Annotated in this window: 20 protein-coding genes; 12 read left to right on the forward strand and 8 right to left on the reverse strand. The window is 73.5% G+C overall.

The annotated features are described in order from the left end of the window. The first annotated feature begins 10 nt into the window (after nucleotides 1-10). Nucleotides 11-856: a CPBP family intramembrane glutamic endopeptidase gene (locus GLX25_RS05495; RefSeq protein WP_166548476.1), complete on the forward strand. Its 846-nt coding sequence runs from the start codon at nucleotides 11-13 to the stop codon at nucleotides 854-856. Between the two features lie 22 nt (nucleotides 857-878). Here GLX25_RS05495 and GLX25_RS05500 read toward each other — a convergent pair whose 3' ends face one another. After that, entirely contained in the window at nucleotides 879-1343 is a 465-nt protein-coding gene (locus GLX25_RS05500; protein ID WP_155841296.1) for a hypothetical protein, read from the reverse strand. Nucleotides 1344-1434: 91 nt separating this feature from the next. Between GLX25_RS05500 and GLX25_RS05505 the strand changes: the two genes are divergently transcribed. Next, nucleotides 1435-2475 carry an NAD(P)-dependent alcohol dehydrogenase gene (locus GLX25_RS05505; protein ID WP_155841297.1) on the forward strand — a complete coding sequence of 347 codons (1041 nt, stop codon included), beginning with the start codon at nucleotides 1435-1437 and terminating at the stop codon, nucleotides 2473-2475. 45 nt (nucleotides 2476-2520) lie between these two features. Here the strand turns inward: GLX25_RS05505 and GLX25_RS05510 are convergent, their stop codons facing one another. The 4 genes from GLX25_RS05510 to GLX25_RS05525 form a co-directional block, all read right to left on the reverse strand. Further along, on the reverse strand, nucleotides 2521-3888 hold the full coding sequence (locus tag GLX25_RS05510; RefSeq protein ID WP_166548477.1) for an HNH endonuclease signature motif containing protein: 1368 nt from the start codon (nucleotides 3886-3888) through the stop codon (nucleotides 2521-2523). A gap of 140 nt (nucleotides 3889-4028) precedes the next feature. Then, complete coding sequence (locus GLX25_RS05515; protein ID WP_155841299.1) at nucleotides 4029-4397, reverse strand: DUF488 domain-containing protein; 369 nt, start codon at nucleotides 4395-4397, stop codon at nucleotides 4029-4031. A 59-nt stretch (nucleotides 4398-4456) separates the two neighbouring features. Continuing rightward, nucleotides 4457-5554, reverse strand: coding sequence for an NAD(P)-binding domain-containing protein (locus GLX25_RS05520; RefSeq protein ID WP_271192586.1), 1098 nt, complete (start codon nucleotides 5552-5554; stop codon nucleotides 4457-4459). Nucleotides 5555-5624: 70 nt separating this feature from the next. Continuing rightward, nucleotides 5625-6500, reverse strand: coding sequence for a hypothetical protein (locus GLX25_RS05525; RefSeq protein WP_155841301.1), 876 nt, complete (start codon nucleotides 6498-6500; stop codon nucleotides 5625-5627). A 194-nt stretch (nucleotides 6501-6694) separates the two neighbouring features. Here GLX25_RS05525 and rpsO point away from each other — a divergent pair, with 194 nt between their 5' ends. Together rpsO and GLX25_RS05535 are read left to right on the forward strand one after the other, a co-directional pair. Continuing rightward, complete coding sequence (rpsO, locus tag GLX25_RS05530; RefSeq protein WP_127793104.1) at nucleotides 6695-6964, forward strand: 30S ribosomal protein S15; 270 nt, start codon at nucleotides 6695-6697, stop codon at nucleotides 6962-6964. Between the two features lie 276 nt (nucleotides 6965-7240). After that, complete coding sequence (locus GLX25_RS05535) at nucleotides 7241-8365, forward strand: M24 family metallopeptidase (RefSeq protein WP_155841302.1); 1125 nt, start codon at nucleotides 7241-7243, stop codon at nucleotides 8363-8365. A gap of 40 nt (nucleotides 8366-8405) precedes the next feature. Here the strand turns inward: GLX25_RS05535 and GLX25_RS05540 are convergent, their stop codons facing one another. Then, nucleotides 8406-8954 (reverse strand): CGNR zinc finger domain-containing protein, encoded by a 549-nt coding sequence (locus GLX25_RS05540; RefSeq protein WP_155841303.1) that lies wholly within the window; start codon nucleotides 8952-8954, stop codon nucleotides 8406-8408. A gap of 95 nt (nucleotides 8955-9049) precedes the next feature. Between GLX25_RS05540 and GLX25_RS05545 the strand changes: the two genes are divergently transcribed. From GLX25_RS05545 to GLX25_RS05575, 7 genes are all read left to right on the forward strand, one after another. Next, nucleotides 9050-10009: an EamA family transporter gene (locus GLX25_RS05545; protein WP_166548478.1), complete on the forward strand. Its 960-nt coding sequence runs from the start codon at nucleotides 9050-9052 to the stop codon at nucleotides 10007-10009. Between the two features lie 9 nt (nucleotides 10010-10018). Continuing rightward, on the forward strand, nucleotides 10019-10909 hold the full coding sequence (locus tag GLX25_RS05550) for an LLM class flavin-dependent oxidoreductase (RefSeq protein ID WP_155841305.1): 891 nt from the start codon (nucleotides 10019-10021) through the stop codon (nucleotides 10907-10909). A 52-nt stretch (nucleotides 10910-10961) separates the two neighbouring features. Further along, complete coding sequence (locus tag GLX25_RS05555) at nucleotides 10962-11594, forward strand: hypothetical protein (RefSeq protein WP_155841306.1); 633 nt, start codon at nucleotides 10962-10964, stop codon at nucleotides 11592-11594. A gap of 120 nt (nucleotides 11595-11714) precedes the next feature. Next, nucleotides 11715-13358 (forward strand): M28 family metallopeptidase, encoded by a 1644-nt coding sequence (locus GLX25_RS05560; protein WP_155841307.1) that lies wholly within the window; start codon nucleotides 11715-11717, stop codon nucleotides 13356-13358. A 72-nt stretch (nucleotides 13359-13430) separates the two neighbouring features. After that, a complete protein-coding gene (locus GLX25_RS05565; protein ID WP_166548479.1) occupies nucleotides 13431-14195 on the forward strand; it encodes a fructosamine kinase family protein in 765 nt (254 codons plus the stop codon). A gap of 85 nt (nucleotides 14196-14280) precedes the next feature. Beyond that, on the forward strand, nucleotides 14281-15507 hold the full coding sequence (locus tag GLX25_RS05570) for an LLM class flavin-dependent oxidoreductase (RefSeq protein WP_205719834.1): 1227 nt from the start codon (nucleotides 14281-14283) through the stop codon (nucleotides 15505-15507). Next, nucleotides 15504-16133 (forward strand): CE1759 family FMN reductase, encoded by a 630-nt coding sequence (locus GLX25_RS05575; protein ID WP_155841309.1) that lies wholly within the window; start codon nucleotides 15504-15506, stop codon nucleotides 16131-16133. The genes GLX25_RS05570 and GLX25_RS05575 overlap by 4 nt, the downstream gene beginning before the upstream one ends. Before the next feature lie 79 nt (nucleotides 16134-16212). Here GLX25_RS05575 and GLX25_RS05580 read toward each other — a convergent pair whose 3' ends face one another. Beyond that, the gene (locus tag GLX25_RS05580; protein WP_166548480.1) at nucleotides 16213-16809 is read right to left on the reverse strand and encodes a DedA family protein; all 597 of its coding nucleotides are present in this window, start codon (nucleotides 16807-16809) and stop codon (nucleotides 16213-16215) included. A 141-nt stretch (nucleotides 16810-16950) separates the two neighbouring features. Continuing rightward, nucleotides 16951-17157, reverse strand: a complete 207-nt coding sequence (locus GLX25_RS05585) for a dodecin family protein (RefSeq protein ID WP_155051744.1) — start codon at nucleotides 17155-17157, stop codon at nucleotides 16951-16953. A 196-nt stretch (nucleotides 17158-17353) separates the two neighbouring features. Between GLX25_RS05585 and GLX25_RS05590 the strand changes: the two genes are divergently transcribed. Beyond that, nucleotides 17354-19429 (forward strand): glycosyltransferase, encoded by a 2076-nt coding sequence (locus GLX25_RS05590; protein ID WP_166548481.1) that lies wholly within the window; start codon nucleotides 17354-17356, stop codon nucleotides 19427-19429. Nucleotides 19430-19553: the final 124 nt, after the last annotated feature.

Genomic DNA, 19553 nt, shown 5'->3' on the forward strand with positions numbered 1-19553 from the left:
AGCTTGAGGGGTGACCGCCGCCGTCGCCGCCCCCTCCGAGGTGCGCACCCACCCGATCGCCCTCGTCCCGGCCGTGCTCGTGTGCTCGGCCGCGGTACTGCTGTTCGGGTTCCAGCTGCGCCTCCCGGGATACGCGCTCCTCGTCGTCGGCCTGGTCGCGGCGTGGCTCGTCGACCGGTCGGGCCGCACCGAGCGACTGCTGCCCGACCTCGCGCTCATCGCGATCGGCCAGGCGATCATCTCGACGATCTCGCTCGAGGCCGAGCTCTCGAACGAGGCGATGGTGCGGTTCGCGGTCGTGCTCGGCGCGGCGGTCGCGGTGCCGTTCCTCATCTCGCGGTTCCTCTACCGCGAGCGGACCATCCGGTTCCCGTGGCGCACGGGCCGGCGGTGGACGCGCACGCAGTGGCTCTACCTGATCTTCGTGACCTTCGCCGGATGGCTCATCCTGCCCTTCTACTTCATCACCTCGGGCGTCTACCAGAACTGGCCGACCGTGACCGAGCCGAACGAGATCGCGCGCCTCTTCGTCGGCGTGAACGCGGTCGGCACGTGGGACGAGCTCTTCTTCATCTGCACGGTGTTCGCGCTCCTCCGTCGGCACTTCCCGACGTGGCAGGCGAACCTGCTGCAGGCGATCGTGTTCGTGTCGTTCCTGTGGGAGCTCGGCTACCAGTCCTGGGGGCCGCTGCTCACGATCCCGTTCGCGCTGATCCAGGGCTACACGTTCAAGCTCACCAAGTCGCTGACCTACGTGCTGGTCGTGCACCTGCTCTTCGACGCGGTCGTGTTCTGCGTGATCGTGTACGCGCACAACGGCTGGCCGGCGATCTTCCCGCTGGTGCCGGCGGGCTAGGGCGGCGGTCGCCGCGCCCGGTTCACGACCGGGTCGGCCGCCGCATGGCGCGCACCGAGCCGACTCCGAGGGCGAGCGCGCCGGCGACGGCGGACGCGCAGACCGCCCACTCGATCGGACCGGGCGCGCTCGGCGGCGTCTCGAACACGGCGCCGGAGTCGCTGCGGTAGACCGTGGCATCCGCCCCGACGTCGAGGTCGTCGCTGCGCACGTCGGCGGCGGTCCCGTCGGGCAGCTCGACGATCACGTACCGGAACGGCGCGTACCGGCTGCCGCGACGGTCGGCGACGAGGCGTTCCTCGGTGTACTCGCCGACGACGGTCGTCGCGACCGGCGAGGTCGACGTGATCGCCCGGGAGGCGGTCTCGACGATGGCCACGACGCCGAGCGCACCGAGCGCGATCGCGCCGATCGCGAGCACGGCCGCGGTGAGCCGGCGCGGCGGGTAGCCCGCGCGCTCGTCGGTCGGTCGTCGGACATCGGCCATCGGGATCGCGATCCTCGGGGTCTCTCGATTCCATGGTCGCACGCCCCGTCGCCGCGCTCGCCGAAGTGGACGCAGTGGATATGCTCGCGCCATGCGCGCGGTGCGGTACGAGCGGTACGGCGGTCCCGACCGGTTGCGGCTCGTCGACGCGCCGGTCCCGGTTCCCGGGCCCGGGCAGGTGCTCGTGAGGGTCGTGGCCTCGTCGGTCAACTCGTGGGACTGGGACCTGCTCCGCGGTGGAGTGCTGGCGCGCATCGCCGCGCCGCGCAGGCCGGCGCATCCGGTGCTGGGGGCGGATGTCTCGGGCGAGGTCGTCGCGGTCGGCCCGGGCGGCGACGGGGCTACCGGGTCTGCCGGCTTCGCCGTCGGCGACCCGGTCTGGGGGGACCTCTCCGCGGCGGGCTGGGGCGGGTTCGCCGAGTTCGTCGCGACGGATGCCGCTGCGCTCCGCCGTCGGCCCGCTGGTGTCGGTCCGGTCGCGGCGGCGGCGATCCCGCAGGCGGGCGGGCTGGCCTGGCAGGCGCTCGTCGACGCGGCGGCGCTGAGCGCCGGCGAACGCGTGCTCATCATCGGGGCCGGCGGCGGTGCGGGCACGATCGCGGTGCAGCTCGCCCGGCATCTCGGGGCGGGCGAGGTGGTGGCGGTCGACCGCGCTCCGAAGCTCGACCTGCTGCGCGGCCTCGGGGCGACCGAGGCGGTCGAGGCGGATGCCGCTGACGGGCTGTTCGCAGAGGCCGTCGAGTCGGCCGGACCGACCGACTCGACCGAGTCGACCGGGTCGACCGGGTCGGGTTCGGGCCGGTTCGACGTGATCGTCGACCTCATCGCGGGTCGACCGCTCGCCGAGTACCGCCGAGCCCTTCGGCCGGGCGGTCGGTTCGTCATCGTCGGCGGGCGCCTGGGCGCGATCGCGCGGGTCGCGGCGACGGCCGGGCGCCCCGATGCCGAGGGTCGCACGTTCCGCATGCTCGCGGCGAAGCCGAACGGCGGCCTCGACGAACTCGGCGAGCTCGTGGCATCCGGTGCCCTCGCCCCCGTGATCGAGGAGGTGCTGCCGCTCGACCGCGTGCCCGAGGCGCTCGCGCGGATCGGTGCGGGGACCGGGAAGGGGAAGCTCGTGATCGCCCCGTAGGGTGCGCGGCGCGTCGGCGGGTGCCGACGACGGTCGTTGGAGACGTCAGAAGGGTGGCGGCGCGGGGTCGGGTGTCGTGAGCGTCACGTGCGGTGGATGGTTCAGCGTGTCGGGCGTGGGCGCGGTAACGGGTGGCCCCACCCCCTCGCCGGCCCCGATCGGCTCGAACCTGCGCTCGGGATGCGTGCGCAGCACGTGGCCGGCAGGCGAGGTCCAGCGCATGATGCCGTTCGCCTCGAGTGCGACCCGCCAGCCCGCCTCGTGCTTCAGGCGGTGGTGGTGGCGGCAGAGCACCGCGAGGTTCGCGGCGCAGGTTTCGCCGCCATGCGCCCACGCGGTGGTGTGATCGAGGTCGGCACGTTCGGCGCGACGGTTGCAGCCGGGGAAGCGGCACTGCCCGTCGCGCACGCGCACGAAGCCGTCGAGGTCGGCCGGTGCGCGGTAGTGCTCGCGCCCGTAGCCGAGCGTCGCGCCCGTCTCGGGGTGCATGAGGATGCGCCGCATCGACGGCGCGTGGGCCGCGATGATGCGGGCGGTCTCCGCGTCGATCGGTCCGTAGCCCTCGAGGTCGGCGGGCTCGTCGTCGAGGCCGAGCAGCGTGAGCACCGGCACGGTCACGTTGAGCCGTGGCTGCACCGCGCCGGTCGGCCCGGCGACGGCGTCGCGCGTGGGCGCATCGTCGACGAGGGTGCCGGAGAGCAGCAGGTCGGCGGCGAGGTCGGTCGCGCGCTGCGCACTCGTGCGGTGGTCGTCGGATGCCTCGCGGCCGGCGAGCACGTCGAGCCGCCGCTCGATCGCGAACGCGCGCTCGGCCTCGAGGAAGAGGCTCAGCCACGCCATGCCGTCGGGCGCCGCCTCGACGCACACGCGACGGTCGGCCGCGGCACGGGCGCGTCGGTCGACGAGCGGTTCGGGCAGCAGACGTTCGCGCAGCCGCCGCATGCGGCGGCGCACGTCGGCGTTCGTCGAGACGACGCCCTCTGCCGCGGCGGCGGACGCCGCATCGAGCGCGACGCGTTCGACGGCATCGGCGACCTCGGCCGGCGCGCCTCGCGTGAGTTCGAGCACCGATCGCACCTGCGTCGGCGCGACCTCGCCCGTGTCGAGCGCATCGAGCGTCGCGACGCGCGGCCCGGTCAGGCGTTCGGCCTCGGCGACGAGGCGAGCAGCGGATGCCTCGTGCTGGCCGAGCGTCGTCGCGAGTTCGGCGACGAACGACCGGGTCGCCATGTCGCGGTCGCGCGCGGTGCTCGACGCGGTGACGCCGACGACGTCGGTGGCGAGTTCGCGGGCACGCTGGACGGCCCGGTACCGGTCGGCATGGAGCCGCCGGATCAGCTGTTCGGCGCTCGCGATCGCGGCCAGCTCGAACGCGAGCGCCTGTTCGGCGGGGAGGTCGAGGATCGCTGGCACGGGTCCATCCAACCAGCACCCGCCGACATCGATCGCGCCGCAGAACAGCCGGTCAGCGTTGTATTCCTGCACTCCGTTCGGAGTGGAGGGCGCGTCGATCGCCCGACCGATCGCCCGGCCTGAGCCGGAGGCATCCGCCCTCAGCGCTCGACCGCAGCGCCGTGCTCGCCGAGCCAGTCGCGCAGCACCGCCGCGTGATTGCGCACGGCATCCCGCGCGCCGTACAGCAGCGTCACGCGGTCACGCTCGCCCGCGAGCGCCAGCAGCGCCAGCGCCGCCGGGTTGCCGTCGAGCTCCGTGCGGTACCGCACGGCGAACTCGTCGAACCGATCGTCGTCGGCGCGGTGCCACTCGGTGCGCAGCTCGGGGGAGGGCGCGGCATCCTTCGCCCACTCGTCGAGTTCGGCGCGCTCCTTCGAGATGCCGCGCGGCCAGAGGCGGTCGACCAGGATCCGGACGCCATCGGATGCCTCGGGGTCGTCGTAGACGCGCTTGATCGCGATGGCCATGCGGCCAGTGTGCTCCCGCGGAGCCCGGCGGGCAACGGCATCGGCAACGGGCAGCGCACCTACGCCGCGACCGCCGCCCGCTGCTCCAGCACGATCTGCTGCACCGCGGCCCGCCCCGCGCGATTCGCGCCGACGGTCGACTGCGACGGTCCGTAGCCGATGAGGAACAGTCGAGGGTCGTCGAGCGAACGGGTGTCGGCGACGCGGAAGCCGCCGGCGCGGGTCCGCAGGCCGAGCGGTGCGAGGTGGTCGAGCGCTGGCCGGAACCCGGTCGCCCAGAGGATCACATCCGCTGGAAGGAACGACCCGTCGGGCATGCGCACGCCGTCCTCCTCGATCGAGGCGAACATCGGATGCCGCACCAGCACGCCGCGCGCCTGTGCCGCGCGTGCCCACGGCGTCCAGTGCATGCCGGTGACGGCGATGACGCTGCCGGGCGGCAGGCCCTCGCGCACGCGCGCCTCGACGCCGGCGATCGCCGCGGTGCGGGCGGGCAGGTCGAAGTCCTCCTCGACCCACCGCGGTTCGCGACGCGTCATCCACGTCGTGTCGGCGACGTGCGAGATCTCGTCGAGCAGCTGCACGGCAGAGACCCCGGCGCCGACGATGATCACCCGCTTCCCGGCGAACTCCTCGGCCGACACGTAGTCGGCGACGTGCAACTGCCGCCCGCGGAAGCGGTCGATGCCGGGGTAGTAGGGGCGGAACGGGCGCGTCCAGGTGCCGGTCGCGTTGATGACGGAGCGCGCCGCCCAGGTGCCGCGATCCGTCTCGACGAGGAGCCGGCCGTGCGGGTCCTCGTCGGCGCGGCGCACCGCGCGCACGCGGACCGGACGCTGCACGTCGAGGTCGAACCGCCGCTCGTACTCGGCGAAGTACGGCGGAAGCACCTCGCGGCTCGGCGCTGCCGGGTCGGCGGGAGGCACCGGGTGGCCGGGCAGTTCGTGGATGCCGTTGACCGTCCCCATCCGGAGCGACGCCCAGCGGTGCTGCCATGCGCCGCCGGGTGCGGGGTTCGCGTCGAGCACGACGAAGGTGTCGGCGGCCGCCGGATCCCGCCCGACGGGCGCGAAGCCGCGCCGCCGGAGGTGATGGGCGGCCGAGAGCCCCGCCTGACCGGCGCCGATCACGGCGACGTCGACAGCAACTGCATCCACGCATGCCCGAACCGCGCCGGCATCCCCGGTATTCCAGTCACTGCTGCGGCGGCCGCCGCCGGCGATCCGCTCAATCGGGTACGCGGGCCACCTGGAAGGTGCCGTCGGCATGCCATTCGGCGACGAGGAGGTCGGTGTCCGCGGCCTCCGCGGCGATCCCGTCGGCGAGCACGCCGTCGGCGACGAGCCCGACCGGGATCCGCGTCCGCAGTGCCAGGCCCTCCGTGGCGAGCACGTCGAGCGTCGCGCACTTCGACGCCATTCCCGCGGTCCCCATGCGGGCGACGAGGCAGCCGACCCGATCCGGCGTCGCGACCGCATACACGGCCAGACCGGCGATCGGACCGTCGGGGCCGAGGATCATCGCGGACCGCGCGAAGGGATAGGCCGCCTCGACCCAACCGTCCCGCACGTCCGGGACGAGTTCCGGATCGCGGAACGCGGCCATCGTGCCGGGGGTCCGATCCCGGTCGGCCGTGCCGGCGATCGCACCGCCGGCGGGTGGCGCGGCGGGGACCACGCTGACGGTCACGGAGGGTCGGTTCGCAGGTGACTGCGATCCATCGCCCCGATCACCGAGCGTCGGCCCGACCGCGAACGCGATCGCCGCGACCGCCACGAGGATCCCCGCAGCGATACCGCCCGCGCGGCGGTGGTGCGCACCCGCGCGTGCTCCCACCGGGTCGTCGCGCGAGCCCGGGTGGTCGCGCGAGCCCGGGTGGTCGCGCGAGCCCGGGTGGTCGCCCGTGCCGGCGTCATCGCGCCGGTCGGGGGTGGTCTCCGCCCCGGAGCCGCGCCGGTCGAGCTCGAGCAGGCGCCACTCGCTCTCGGTGACCAGCACCGACCGCCCGGTCAGGGGATCGACGCGCTCGACACGCGGATCGGCAGCCCCGGCGCGGGAGTAGACCCGCGCCTCGAGCGCCGCGCGTTCGTCCTCGGTGGCCATGCTCGAACATCCCGTCGCCATGAGCCTACGCCTGAGGATGCGCCGCAGAGGGGCTCCCGTCCGGGGTCGCCCGGCGTCCGCCCCGCGGCATCCGCTCTGCTAGACTCTTGAGGTTGCCGTGAATCGGCCGCGCATCAAGAGAGCCCAGGCATCAGGCCCCGGGCAGCGCGCAACGAGAAGAAGGGATCCCATCTATGGCACTGGATGCAGACATCAAGAAGGCGATCATCGAAGAGTACGCGACTCACCCCGGTGACACTGGATCCCCCGAGGTCCAGATCGCGATCCTCACCAAGCGGATCAAGGACCTCACCGAGCACCTCAAGGAGCACAAGCACGACCACCACTCGCGTCGTGGCCTGCTGCTCCTCGTGGGTCAGCGCCGTCGTCTGCTCGGCTACCTCGCCGACGTCGACATCAACCGCTACCGCTCGCTGATCGAGCGTCTCGGTCTGCGTCGCTGAGCGCACTCGCCGCCGCACGGCGGCCGCGCGGCTCTCGATGACACCGCGAACTTCTTGCGAAGGCCCCCGCCCCGCTCACCACGAGCCGGCCGGGGGCCTTCGTCGTGCGTGCCGAATGCGTGCAGCGGACGCCGCGGCATCCGATCGGGACCCGGCGACGCGCACGCCTCGCCCGCCGGTCGCAAGGGCCGGAAGGCCCGACCGCGCGGACGCACCGCCGCTAGCCTCCGATCGGCCGCGCGCAGGGCTGCCCGCGGCCGCACGAGGAGGACCGCGATGACCGAACCGACGCCCGCCGCCTTCACCGCCGACGACTTCGCCGCGCGCATGCGCCGCGCCGCACGGTCGGCCGCCGACGCTGGCCTCGCCGGGCTCGTCGTGACGCCGGGGCCCGACCTCCGCTACCTGACGGGCTACCTCCCGGTGGCGATCACCGAGCGCCTCACGATGCTCGTGATCCCGGCGGAGGGCGACCCGTCGCTCGTCGTGCCGAAGCTCGAACGACCCGACGCCGAACGTGCCGCAGCCGCGCCGATCCTCCGCCTCGTCGACTGGATGGACGGCGACGATCCGTACGCCGCGGCCGCGCCGCTGCTCGCACCCGGGCGGTACGCGATGTCCGACTCCGCCTGGGCCATGCACCTGCTCGGCCTGCAGCAGCTCCTCGCGGGCACCTCGTACGTGTCGATGACGACCGGACTGCCCATGCTCCGCGCCGTGAAGGACGCCGACGAGCTCGGACGGCTCGCCGCCGCAGCCGCGGCCGCCGACGCCACGTACGACGAGATCCTCGGCGCCGGCTTCGCCGGTCGCACCGAGGCGGAGGTCGCCGCCGACCTCGCCGCCGGGCTCATCGCCCACGGCCACTCGCAGGTCGACTTCACGGTCGTCGGCTCGGGTCCGAACGGCGCGAACCCGCACCACGAGCAGGGGGACCGCGTCATCGAGGACGGCGACATGGTCGTGCTCGACTTCGGCGGCCTGAAGCACGGCTACGGCTCCGACACGACCCGCACGGTCCACGTCGGCGAGCCGACCGACGAGGAGCGCGCGGTGCACGACCTCGTCGTCCGCGCCCAGCAGGCGGGCTTCGAGGCCGTCCGCCCCGGCGCGCCGTGCCAGGAGATCGACCGCGTCGCCCGTGCGGTGATCACGGAGGCCGGGTACGGCGAGTACTTCATCCACCGCGTCGGGCACGGCATCGGGCTCACCACCCACGAGCCGCCCTACATGGTCGAGGGCGAGGAGACGCCGCTCGAGCCCGGCATGTGCTTCTCGATCGAGCCGGGGGTCTACCTGCCGGGCCGCTTCGGCGTGAGGATCGAGGACATCGTCACCGTCACGGAGGACGGGGGTCGTCGGCTGAACACCACGCCGCACGAGATGGCCGTCGTGCACTGAGGCCGGTGGCGCACCGGATGCCGGGAGGCGGCGGCACCCGTCAGTCGGCGCTCCGCGCCCGGTACGCCCGGGTCGCCATCCGGTTGCCGCAGCGCGTGCTGCAGTACCGCTTCGACGCGTTCTTCGAGAGGTCGACGAACACGCCCGTGCAGTCGTCGGCCTGGCACCGCGCGAGCCGGCCGATCCCGTCGGCGCGGATGACGTCGACGAGCGCCATCGCGGCCTCGACGAGCATGCGCTCGGCGAGCGGGCGTTCCTGCGAGACGGCGTGGATGTGCCAATCGAGCTCGTCGTGCCGCACGAGTCGGGGGATCGCGTGCGACTCCTCCAGGATCGCGTTGACGGCGCTCGCCATGGGGTCGCGCTCGAGCGTCCAGATCTCGCGCAGGCGACCGCGAACGGCGCGGACCTCGCCGAGTTCGCGCTCGTCGCCGTCGCGTCGACCGGAGAAGCCCCAGTGGTCGAGGAGGCCCGCCAGCTGTCCGGTCGTGGCGAGTTCGTCCTCGCCGGATTCGGACGCGCCGGGCACCGTGTCGGCGACGGCGGCCATGAACCCGAGCGCCGCGACCGTGTCATCGGTGAAAATCATTTGACTCCTGACATCCGCTCGGCTACTGTCACGAGCATAACGACGTTCGGTCCTCACAGGGGCCGACGGCGTGCGGACTGTGGAGGAGGGCGGCCGTGCGTGCATCACGGGGGATCGTCGGCATCGCGCTCGGGCTCGCTGCCGGGCTGGCATTCGGCGTCGGCGGCGTGTTCGTCAAGCCCCTGCTCGAGGCGGGCTGGTCGCCGGGTGCGGCGGTGCTCGCGCGCATCTCGATCGCGGCCGCGATCCTCGTCGTCCCGGCGCTGATCGCGCTCCGATTCGACCTCCGGCCGCTCTGGCGCGCCCGCTGGACCGTGCTGCTCTACGGCGTCGTCGCCGTCGCGGGCGTGCAGTTCGCGTTCTACGCGTCGCTCGAGCGCATCCCCGTCTCCATGACGCTCCTCATCGAGTACCTCGCGCCGATCGCGCTCGTCCTCTTCGCATGGGCGACCACCAGGCGGATGCCCCAGCTCATCGTCCTCGGCGGCTCCGCGCTCGCGCTGGCCGGGCTCTGGCTCGTGATCGGCCCCGGCGGCGGCGACCTCGACCCGATCGGCCTCGCGTTCGCCGCCGTCGCCATGATCGGTGTCTGCGTCTACTACGCGATCGGCGAGCGGGCCACCGAGCACCTGCCGCCCGTCGCGCTCATCGCGGCCGGATTCGTCGTCGGCGCGATCGCCCTCGGCGTCGCCGGGCTGCTCGGCCTCATGCCCATGGAGGCGGCCCTCGTCGACGTCGACTTCCTCGGCGGGACCGCGCCGTGGTGGGTCCCGCTCCTCACCGTCGGGGCCGTCTCGACGGCGTTCGCGTACTCGGCGGGCATCGCCGCCATCCGCCTGCTGGGGTCGCGCGTCTCCTCCTTCCTCGGGCTGTCCGAGGTGATCTTCGCGGGCGTCGTCGGGTGGATCCTCCTCGGCGAGGCGCTCGGACCGCTGCAGGTCCTCGGCGGCGTCCTGATCCTCGGCGGGATCGTGCTCGTCAAGCTCGAGCGCGCACCGCGGGACGCGGTATCCGAAGCCGTTCCCGAGCCGCTTCCGGTCTCCACCTCGGCGTAGGCTCGGGCCATGCGATTCGGCCTCGTCATCCTCCCGCAGTACGACTGGCCGGAGGCGGCACGGCGATGGCGTCAGGCCGAGCAGCTCGGGTTCGACCACGCGTGGACGTACGACCACCTCTCGTGGCGCGGGCTCGCGGGCGAGCGGTGGCACGCGACGGTCCCGACGCTCACGGCCGCGGCCATGGTCACCGAGCGGATCCGGCTCGGCACGTTCGTCGCGAGCCCCAACTACCGCCACCCGGTTCCGTTCGCGAAGGACGTCGCCACGCTCGACCAGGTCTCGGGCGGACGCCTGATCCTCGGGCTCGGCTCGGGCGGCACCGGGTTCGACGCCTACGTGCTCGGGCAGTCCGAGCTCTCCGCGCGCGAGCGGTACGAGCGGTTCCGCGAGTTCACCGAGGCGCTCGACGTGCTGCTGCGATTCGAGCGCGGCTCCGGCGAGGGCATCTCGTACTCGGGCGACCGCTTCTCGGCGGTCTCCGCGCGCATGGTCGGCGAGCCGGCGCAGGAGCCGCGGATGCCGTTCCTCATGGCCGCGAACGGCCCCCGCGCGATGCGGCTCGCCGCGCGCTACGGCTCGGGCTGGGTCACCACCGGCGGCGGCGACCTCGCGACGGATGCCGCGTGGTGGGCCCACCTCGCCGACCTGGTCGCACGCCTCGACGACGCCCTCGCGGCCGAGGAGCGAGCGCCCGACGAGTTCGACCGCGTGCTCTCGCTCGACGGCGACACCCGGTACTCGATGGCGAGCGTCGCGGCATTCGAGGACGCCGTCGGCCGGGCCCGCGACCTCGGGTTCACCGACGTCGTCGCGCACCGCCCGCGAGAGCACGGGCTGTACGCCGGCAGCGAGGCGGTGCTCGAGGAGATCGGGGCGCGCCTGCCCGCGCTCCGCTGAGGCCGCTCGTGGCCCGACGCGCCCGGTCGGATCCGCCGGGTAGCCTGTCGTGGTGTCCGCGCCCCGCTTCGTCTCCCCGCTCCGGTGGGAGCCGCTTCCGTATCTCGTCCTGGTGGCGCTCCTCCTGCTGACCGGTCTCGTCCGCCCCGACAGCGGGGGGTGGCTGGTGGCACTCCTCGTCGCGATCGCGCTGACTGCGGCGTGGGGCGTGGTCGCGTTCGTCCGCGAGCGACGCATGCGCAATCCCGACCCGATGGGCGACCTCGCGAGCCTCGACGGGATCGAGGTCGTCGACGCGGCGCCGGTCGCGGCCGAGGTGCGCAGCGTCGTGCCGGTCGTCGACGTCCACCGGCACCAGCCCGCCATCGACCTCGCCCGCCTCCACGGGGGAGCGTCGCAGCCCGCGATCCTCGTTCCTCGTGCGCGCCGCTGGCTCTCCCCGAGGTACCGCATCGGCGTGCAGCTCGTCGGCGGCGACCGGCCGCGGCACGCGGGGTTCCTCGGCGACGCGGCGGATGCGCGCTGGCGCGATGGGCTGGATGCGCTGCGGACCGCGCGCGGCGCGTACGTCAGGGTTCCGGCGGCCATCGAGGGGTCCGCCCGCCCGTTCCGCGTCGACGTCGACCTGAGCGGACTCGAGGCGATCGCGGGCGACCGCGGCGAGGCATCCGTCGACGGGCCGTGACGAATCTTCGCGCGTGATAGTCGGCGGCGCAGCCGAAGTCAAGACTGTTACCGGGGGATACGCTCCACGTAGTCTCGCCGGGAGGGCGCCGCCGAGGGCGCCCTCCGACAAGGAGAGACGATGTATCGAACTACGAGGCTTTCCCGCCGCGCCGCCGTGCTCGCGACCAGCGCGACGACGGTCGCGGCGCTGGCCCTGGTGCCGGCGGGTGCCGCAATGGGTGCGCCCGGGGGCAACTCCTGTGCCAACCAGAACAACAACACGATCGCCAAGCTGCTGCAGTGCGTCGACGCCGACGGTGCAATGGAGCACCTCGCGGCGCTGCAGGCCATCGCGGATGCCAATGACGACAACCGCGCCGCCGGCACGAGCGGCTACGAGGCGAGCGTCGACTACGTGGTCGAGACGCTCGAGGCCGCCGGCTGGGACGTCTCGATCGACGAGTTCCCGTACACCTACGTCGGGCCGTCGACGCTGACGCAGCTGACGCCGATCTCCGCCGTGTACGAGACCGGTCCCTACACGGGCAGCGGCGCGGGCGACGTGACGGGCACGACCATCCCGGTCGACCTGCAGCTCGGCCTCGGCAACACGAGCACGAGCGGCTGCGAGGCGGCCGACTTCGCCGGCCTCGACTTCTCCGGTCCGGCCGACATCGCGCTCATCCAGCGCGGAACCTGCCCGTTCGCGGCCAAGGCGCTGAACGCGGAGGCCGCTGGCGCGGAGGCCGTGATCATCTTCAACCAGGGCAACGACACGACCGACGCGCGCAACGGCCTCATCGTCGGCACGCTCGGCGGATCGAACGTCGTGGGGATCCCCGTCGTGGGCGCGAGCTACGAGCAGGGCGTGGCCCTCTCGCAGGCGGGCTCGACCGCGAACATCTTCGTGCCGGCGCCGGAGGAGCGTCCGCAGAAGAACGTCATCGCCGAGAAGAAGGGCGTGAACGACGACAACGTCGTGATGGCCGGTGCGCACCTCGACTCGGTGCAGGCAGGCCCCGGCATCAACGACAACGGCAGCGGTTCCGCCGCGCTGATCGAGCTCGCGGAGAACCTCGGGAAGCTCAAGCCGCAGAACACCATCCGCCTCGCGTGGTGGGGCGCCGAGGAGTCCGGCCTGATCGGTTCCGAGGAGTACGTCGCCGAGCTCAGCCAGGAGGAGCAGGACCGCATCGCGCTGTACCTGAACTTCGACATGGTGGCCTCGCCGAACTACATCTTCATGGTGTACGACGGCGACGAGTCCGGCTGGACCGCTCCGGTGGGCGTGCCGATCCCCGACGGGTCGATCGAGATCGAGAAGCTCTTCGAGAGCTACTACACCTCGGTCGGCGAGCCGTACGACGACGCGCAGTTCAGCGGTCGCAGCGACTACGACGCCTTCATCCGCGTCGGAATCCCCGCCGGCGGTCTCTTCACCGGCGCGGAGGTCGTCAAGACCGAGGAGCAGGCGTCCATCTGGGGCGGCACTGCGGGTGCGTCGTACGACCCGTGCTACCACCAGGCGTGCGACACGATCGACAACGTCAACGAGCACGCGCTCGACGTGAACGTCGACGCGATCGCCCTGGCGGTGCTCGCGTACTCGTACTCGACCGAGTCGGTCAACGGCGTCGCTGGCGTGAACGTGCCCGGCGGCCTCAAGCTGCCCGCGCCGGCCGGACCCGAGGGCACGATCGGCGGCAACGCCGGCGGCCTCGACCCCGACCTCGTGGGCGGTCACGACCACGACCACCACCACGGCCCGACCGAGACCGAGTAAGTCTCGTCCGATCCACCAGCGGGGCCCGTCGCGTGAGCGGCGGGCCCCGCGCTCGTACGTCAGGATGGGTCGGTGCAGACGATCGTCAAGCGACGGGACGACGCGCCCGACGGATTCTTCGAGGCCGAGGCGGCGGGGCTCGCGTGGCTCGCCGCGGCGGGCGGCGCGCGTGTCGCGGGCGTGTCGGCCGTCGGGCCCGGCCGGATCGAGCTCGAGCGCATCGACGAGGTCCGCCCGACTCGCGGATCAGCCGAGGCGTTCGGGTCCGCCCTCGCGCGGACGCACGCCGCGGGCGCCGCCGCATTCGGCGCGCGGCCCGACGGATGGCACGGGCCCCTGTTCATCGGGCGCCGGCCGATGCCCGCCGCCGGCGAGGCATCCTGGGGCGTCTTCTACGCGCGCGACCGGGTGCTGCCGTTCGTGCCCATCGCCGTCGAGGCGGGGAACCTCACGCCGGCCGAGGCCGCGCTCGTGGCGCGCGCGTGCAACGTCGTCTCCGCCGGCGGCTTCGACGACGACGAGCCGCCCGCGCGCCTCCACGGCGACCTGTGGACGGGGAACGTCCTCTGGTCGGACGACGGCGCGGTCCTCATCGACCCGGCGGCGCACGGCGGCCATCGGGAGACCGACCTGGCGATGCTCGAGCTCTTCGGGTGCCCGTTCCTCGAGGAGATCCTGACGGCGTACGACCGCGCCGCGCCGCTCCGGGACGGGTGGCGCGAGCGCCTCCCGCTGCACCGGCTCCACCCGCTCGCCGTGCATGCGGCCGGGCACGGCCGCGGGTACGGGATCGCCCTCGCCGAGGCGGCGCGATCGGTGCTGGACCTGGCGGGCTGAGGCCGGGAATACTTTCGCGGAGTCATCCGTTCTGGTCAATTGCATGCAAAAGCATGGAACGAGAGAAGGAGCCCAGGAGGGCGACATGCAGTTCGGAATCTTCACCGTCAGCGACATCACGCAGGACCCCACGACCGGCCGCACCCCGAGCGAGGCCGAGCGGATCCAGGCGACGCTGGCCATCGCCACGCACGCGGAGGAGGTCGGCCTCGACGTCTTCGCGCTCGGCGAGCACCACAACCCGCCGTTCTGGTCGTCCTCGCCCACCACGACGCTCGCGTACATCGCGGGGCGGACGAGCACCCTGCAGCTCTCCACCGCGACCACGCTCATCACCACGAACGACCCCGTGAAGCTCGCCGAGGACTACGCGATGCTCCAGCACGTCTCCGGCGGCCGCGCCGACCTCATGCTGGGTCGCGGCAACACCGGCCCGGTCTACCCGTGGTTCGGCAAGGACATCCGCCAGGGCCTGCCCATCGCGATCGAGAGCTACGAGCTCCTGCACCGCCTCTGGCGCGAGGACGTCGTGGACTGGGAGGGGAAGTTCCGCACGCCGCTGCAGGGCTTCACCTCGACGCCGCGCCCGCTCGACGGCGTGCCGCCGTTCGTCTGGCACGGGTCGATCCGCACCCCCGAGGTCGCCGAGCAGGCCGCGTTCTACGGCGACGGCTTCTTCGCGAACCACATCTTCTGGCCGGCATCGCACACGCAGCGCATGATCGCGCTGTACCGCCAGCGCTACGAGCACCACGGCCACGGCACCGCCGCACAGGCGATCGTCGGCCTCGGCGGCCAGGTGTTCATGCGGAAGAACTCGCAGGACGCCGTGAACGAGTTCCGCCCGTTCTTCGACAACGCCCCCGTCTACGGCCACGGCCCGAGCATGGAGGAGTTCACGCAGCAGACGCCGCTCACCGTCGGCAGCCCGCAGGAGGTCATCGACCGCACCCTCGGGTTCCGCGACTACGTGGGGGACTACCAGCGGCAGCTGTGGCTCATCGACCACGCCGGCCTGCCGCTGAAGACCGTGCTCGAGCAGCTCGATCTGCTCGGGGAGGAGGTCGTACCGGTGCTCCGTCGCGAGTTCGCGAAGGACCGTCCGGCCGACGTGCCCGAGGCGCCCACGCACGCCTCGCTCGTGCAGGCGAAGTACGGGGATGACGCGCCGCGCCAGGCGACCCCGAACGCGAACCGCGGCGACAACCTCACGCTCGGCTCGCCCTACCAGGACGGCCCGGCTCCGGCCGCGGTCACCTCGACCGGCTCGGCGTTCGGCCCGGCCGCGACCCGGACGGCAGGTGCGCGATGACCACCAGGCGGATCGTCGTCATCTCCGCGGGCCTCTCCACGCCGAGTTCGAGCCGCCAGCTCGCCGACCGGCTCCTCGCCGACAGCGCCGGGCTGCTGCGGGAGCGAGGCGTCGAGGTCGAGGCGCAGGTGTTCGAGCTGCGCGACCTCGCGCACGACATCACCAACCACCTGCTCATGGGCTTCGCGCCGCCGAAGCTCGAGGAGGCGCTCGACGCGGTCGCCTCGGCCGACGGCCTCATCGTCGTCACGCCGATCTTCACGACGAGCTACGCGGGACTGTTCAAGTCGTTCATCGACGTGATCGACCCGCAGGCGCTGACCGACCTCCCGGTGCTCATCGGCGCCACGGGCGGCACCCCGCGCCACTCGCTCGCGATCGACTACGCGATCCGGCCGCTGTTCACGTACCTGCACGCCATCCCGGTCACGACCGGCGTCTTCGCCGCGACGGGCGACTGGGGCGGTGGCGGCGACGGCGTCCGGTCGCTGCCCGACCGCATCTTCCGCGGCGCGACCGAGTTCGCCGACCTCGTCGAGCGGACCGACCGCAGCGAGATGGTGAGCGACCCGTTCGCGCTCGACCGCCCGATGGGCCACCTGCTGGGCGGCCTGGCGGGGGAGTAGGCGGCAGGGTTCCACGCGAGCGGATGCCGCGACCGGAGGTGATCCGGACGCGGCATCCGCTTCGCCGCGTCTGCCGCACTCACTCGCGACGGCGGGCGGAGACCAACCGGATCGACGCATCGACCGCGAGCCCGAGCGTGATCGCCACCGCGACCGACACGGCGATCGCGAGCAGCGGCCGGTCGCCGAGCGCGGCGCCGACGAGCCCGCCGACCGCGACGTTGTAGAGCGCCCAGCCGATGCCGGCGGCCGCCGCGAGCGGCGCGTAGCGCGCCAGCGGGATCCGCGCGGCGCCCGCCGCGAGGTTCACGGCGATGCGTGCGAACGGGATGTACCGCGCGGTGAAGACGAGGACCGCCGTGCGACGCTCGACCGTCGCGCGGACCCTGTCGATCGCCGCCGCGACGCGCGGTCGCCGCTGCCAGGCCCAGCGATCGACGCCGACCCAGCGCCCGATCGCGTAGCACGCGAGGTCGCCGACGAGTGCGCCGACGGCCGCGGTGGCGATGACGAGGGGAAGCGCCGGGTTCCCGGTCGCGCCGGCGATCGCGCCGAGCGCCACGACGGCCGTCTCGCTCGGCAGCACGACGAGGAACGCGTCGCCCACGACGAGCGCGAACAGCACGGGGAACAGCCACGCCGACCCCGCCACCGCGACGATCCACTCGCTGTCCACACCGGCGTGTCTAGCCGCATCGGGTGAACGGCAGGCGACGCTGAAGGGCACCTTCAGCGCGCCCTGACCGCCGCGCACGCCGCGGGCCGGGGCGGACGGCACCTGCCGTCCGCCCCGGCCCGCAGCGGTGTCCGCTCCCGGTCAGTCGTCGAGCACGAACGTGACCTCGAGCGTGACCGACCACTCGACGACGCTGCCGCCCTCGACCTTGACCTTCTGCTCCTTCACCCACGCGCCCTTCACGCCGCGGAGCGTCTCGACGGAGCGGGCGATGCCGACCGCGACGGCGTCCTCGAAGCTCGTCTCGGAGAAGGCGGTGATGGTGGTGACTCGTGCGACCGATGACATGGCGTTCCTCCTCGAACGATCCCGGGCGCATCGGAGCATGCGCCCGGATCCCATCATGCGCCGGTGCGCCCGGCGCCGCGAGGGGTTGACCCGTTCGCGACCGGTGCGCGAACGGCATCCGTCGCCTCGGTGAACCCTCGGCGGACGACGGCGTCTCGGTTCGCGTCGCGCGCGCAGCCCGCCCCATGCTGGCCGCGTGAGAGTCGCACTGCTCGCCGAGTCGTTCCTCCCGCACATGAACGGCGTCACGCACTCCCTGCTGCAGGTGCTCGGGCACCTCGAGCGGCAGGGTCACGAGGCGCTCGTCCTCGCCCCCCGGTCCGGCCCCGTCGAACACGGGCTGCACGGCGCTCGCGCGGAGTTCCTCCGCTCCGTGCCGATGCCCGGCTACCCCGAGGTCCGCGTGACCTTCGCGGGCGCCCGCCGCCTCGCCGGCACGCTGGCCGAGTTCGCGCCCGACGTCCTCCACCTCGCCTCGCCGTTCGTGCTCGGCTGGCAGGGCGTGGTGGCCGCCGAGCGCATCGGCGTGCCGAGCGTCGCGGTCTACCAGACGGATGTCCCGGCCTATGCCGAGCGCTACCGGCTGCCGGGGGCCGCCCCGATGCTCGCGAACCACGTCGGCCGCCTGCACCGGCGCGCCACGCTCACGCTCGCGCCCTCCTCCGCGGCGATCTCGCAACTCGAGGGGTACGGCGTGGAGCGCCTCCGGCGCTGGGCCCGCGGCGTCGACACCGATCGCTTCCGACCGGAGCGGCGCTCACCCGAGTGGCGACGCCGCCACGCGGCCGACGACGAGGTGCTCGTCGGCTACGTCGGCCGGCTCGCGCCCGAGAAGCAGGTCGAGGACCTCCGCGCGCTGTCCGCGGTCGAGGGCGTCCGCCTGGTCGTGATCGGCGACGGACCCGCGCGGCCGATGCTCGAGGCGATGCTCCCGGATGCCGCGTTCACGGGCTTCCTCGGCGGCGACGCGCTCGCCGAGGCGATGGCGAGCCTCGACGTGTTCGTCCACCCGGGTGAGAGCGAGACGTTCTGCCAGACCGTCCAGGAGGCGCTCGCGAGCGGGGTGCCGGTCGTCGCCACGGGCCGCGGCGGCCCGCTCGACCTCGTGACCTCCAGCCGCGACGGATGGCTCTACCGGCCCGGCGACCTCGACGAGCTAGCGGCTCGCGTGCGCGACCTCGCCGGCGACGACGCGAAGCGCCGCGCGTTCGGTCGCGCCGCCCGCGAGGGCGTCGCGGGCCGGAGCTGGTCGGCGCTCGGCGACGAGCTGCTCGGCCACTACGAGCACGCGCGGGAGCTCCACCGGGTCGGACGCTCGGGCCCCCACGTCGGCATCGCGTCGTCGGTGGTCGAGCGGATCCGGCCGTCGACGGCGGCGACGCTCGCCGCCGGCGCGGACGGGTCGGGCGAACCCGACGGCGACGAGCGGATGCCCCGGCGCGAGGCGGATGCGCCCCGTTCCCGCCCGACCTGGCGGCGGTTCGTGGCCGTCGGCGACTCCGTCACCGAGGGCCTCTGCGACTCGTCGCGCATGGCCGCGGGGGGGTACCGCGGCTGGGCGGACCGGCTCGCGATGCTGCTCGCGCAGTCGGGCGACGGCATCGGCTACGCGAACCTCGCCGTCCGGAGCCGGCGCGTCGTCGACGCCGTCGAATCCCAGCTGCCCCGCGCCGTCGAGCTCGGGGCCGACCTCGTCACCGTGCTGATCGGGGGCAACGACCTGGTCCGGGTCGGCGCTCGCGCCGACGTGCTCGCCGATCGCGTCGGCGACGCCGTCGACGGGCTCCGTGCGTCCGGGTGCGACGTGCTCCTGGTGACGCCGTTCCTCCCGGCTCACGCACGGCTCGGGTCGGTGCGGGGGTCGTTCGAGCGCTTCGCCGAGCGGCTCGTCGCACGGGCCGATGACGCCGGCGCCATGGTCCTCGACGCCTCGACGCACAGCGGGCTCACGGCGCGCGGCATGTGGGCGGAGGATCGCGTGCACCTCAACTCCTCTGGGCACCGCGCGCTCGCGTACGCGGCGGCCGACGTCCTGGGGGTGCCGGATGCCGCGGCCCTCGCCGGGCTCGACGCCGTGCTCCACGGAGATGCGGACGAACCCGACGCGCCGCCGCTGCCGAACGCCGAATGGCTGGTCCGGCACGCGGTGCCGTGGGCCGGACGACGGCTCCTCGGCCGCACGGCGGGCGACGGACGCGTCGCCAAGCACGACGAGCTGGTGCAGATCCCGGGCCGCACCGACGAGCGCGCGCGGCGCGGAATGCGGGCGTGACCGGCCGGCGGCGCGGCATCCGCTCGCCGGCACCGCACCCGCCGCCGCTAGGTCGCGACACGCCGGGCTGGTAGGCTCGGCGAGGATGCCCGAGCGGCATCCGCTCAAATCAACATGAGCTCGC

The sequence above is a fragment of the Agromyces luteolus genome (assembly GCF_009729855.1).
Classification (GTDB): domain Bacteria; phylum Actinomycetota; class Actinomycetes; order Actinomycetales; family Microbacteriaceae; genus Agromyces; species Agromyces luteolus.

What these genes read in the sequence shown, in the direction of transcription:
- GLX25_RS05540 (WP_155841303.1), bottom strand. Translation starts at nt 8,954, where the DNA reads ATGATTTTCACCGATGACACGGTCGCGGCGCTCGGGTTCATGGCCGCC.
- rpsO (WP_127793104.1), top strand. Translation starts at nt 6,695, where the DNA reads ATGGCACTGGATGCAGACATCAAGAAGGCGATCATCGAAGAGTACGCG.
- GLX25_RS05560 (WP_155841307.1), top strand. Translation starts at nt 11,715, where the DNA reads ATGTATCGAACTACGAGGCTTTCCCGCCGCGCCGCCGTGCTCGCGACC.
- GLX25_RS05570 (WP_205719834.1), top strand. Translation starts at nt 14,281, where the DNA reads ATGCAGTTCGGAATCTTCACCGTCAGCGACATCACGCAGGACCCCACG.
- GLX25_RS05575 (WP_155841309.1), top strand. Translation starts at nt 15,504, where the DNA reads ATGACCACCAGGCGGATCGTCGTCATCTCCGCGGGCCTCTCCACGCCG.
- GLX25_RS05515 (WP_155841299.1), bottom strand. Translation starts at nt 4,397, where the DNA reads ATGGCCATCGCGATCAAGCGCGTCTACGACGACCCCGAGGCATCCGAT.
- GLX25_RS05525 (WP_155841301.1), bottom strand. Translation starts at nt 6,500, where the DNA reads ATGGCCACCGAGGACGAACGCGCGGCGCTCGAGGCGCGGGTCTACTCC.
- GLX25_RS05500 (WP_155841296.1), bottom strand. Translation starts at nt 1,343, where the DNA reads ATGGCCGATGTCCGACGACCGACCGACGAGCGCGCGGGCTACCCGCCG.
- GLX25_RS05585 (WP_155051744.1), bottom strand. Translation starts at nt 17,157, where the DNA reads ATGTCATCGGTCGCACGAGTCACCACCATCACCGCCTTCTCCGAGACG.
- GLX25_RS05505 (WP_155841297.1), top strand. Translation starts at nt 1,435, where the DNA reads ATGCGCGCGGTGCGGTACGAGCGGTACGGCGGTCCCGACCGGTTGCGG.
- GLX25_RS05535 (WP_155841302.1), top strand. Translation starts at nt 7,241, where the DNA reads ATGACCGAACCGACGCCCGCCGCCTTCACCGCCGACGACTTCGCCGCG.
- GLX25_RS05550 (WP_155841305.1), top strand. Translation starts at nt 10,019, where the DNA reads ATGCGATTCGGCCTCGTCATCCTCCCGCAGTACGACTGGCCGGAGGCG.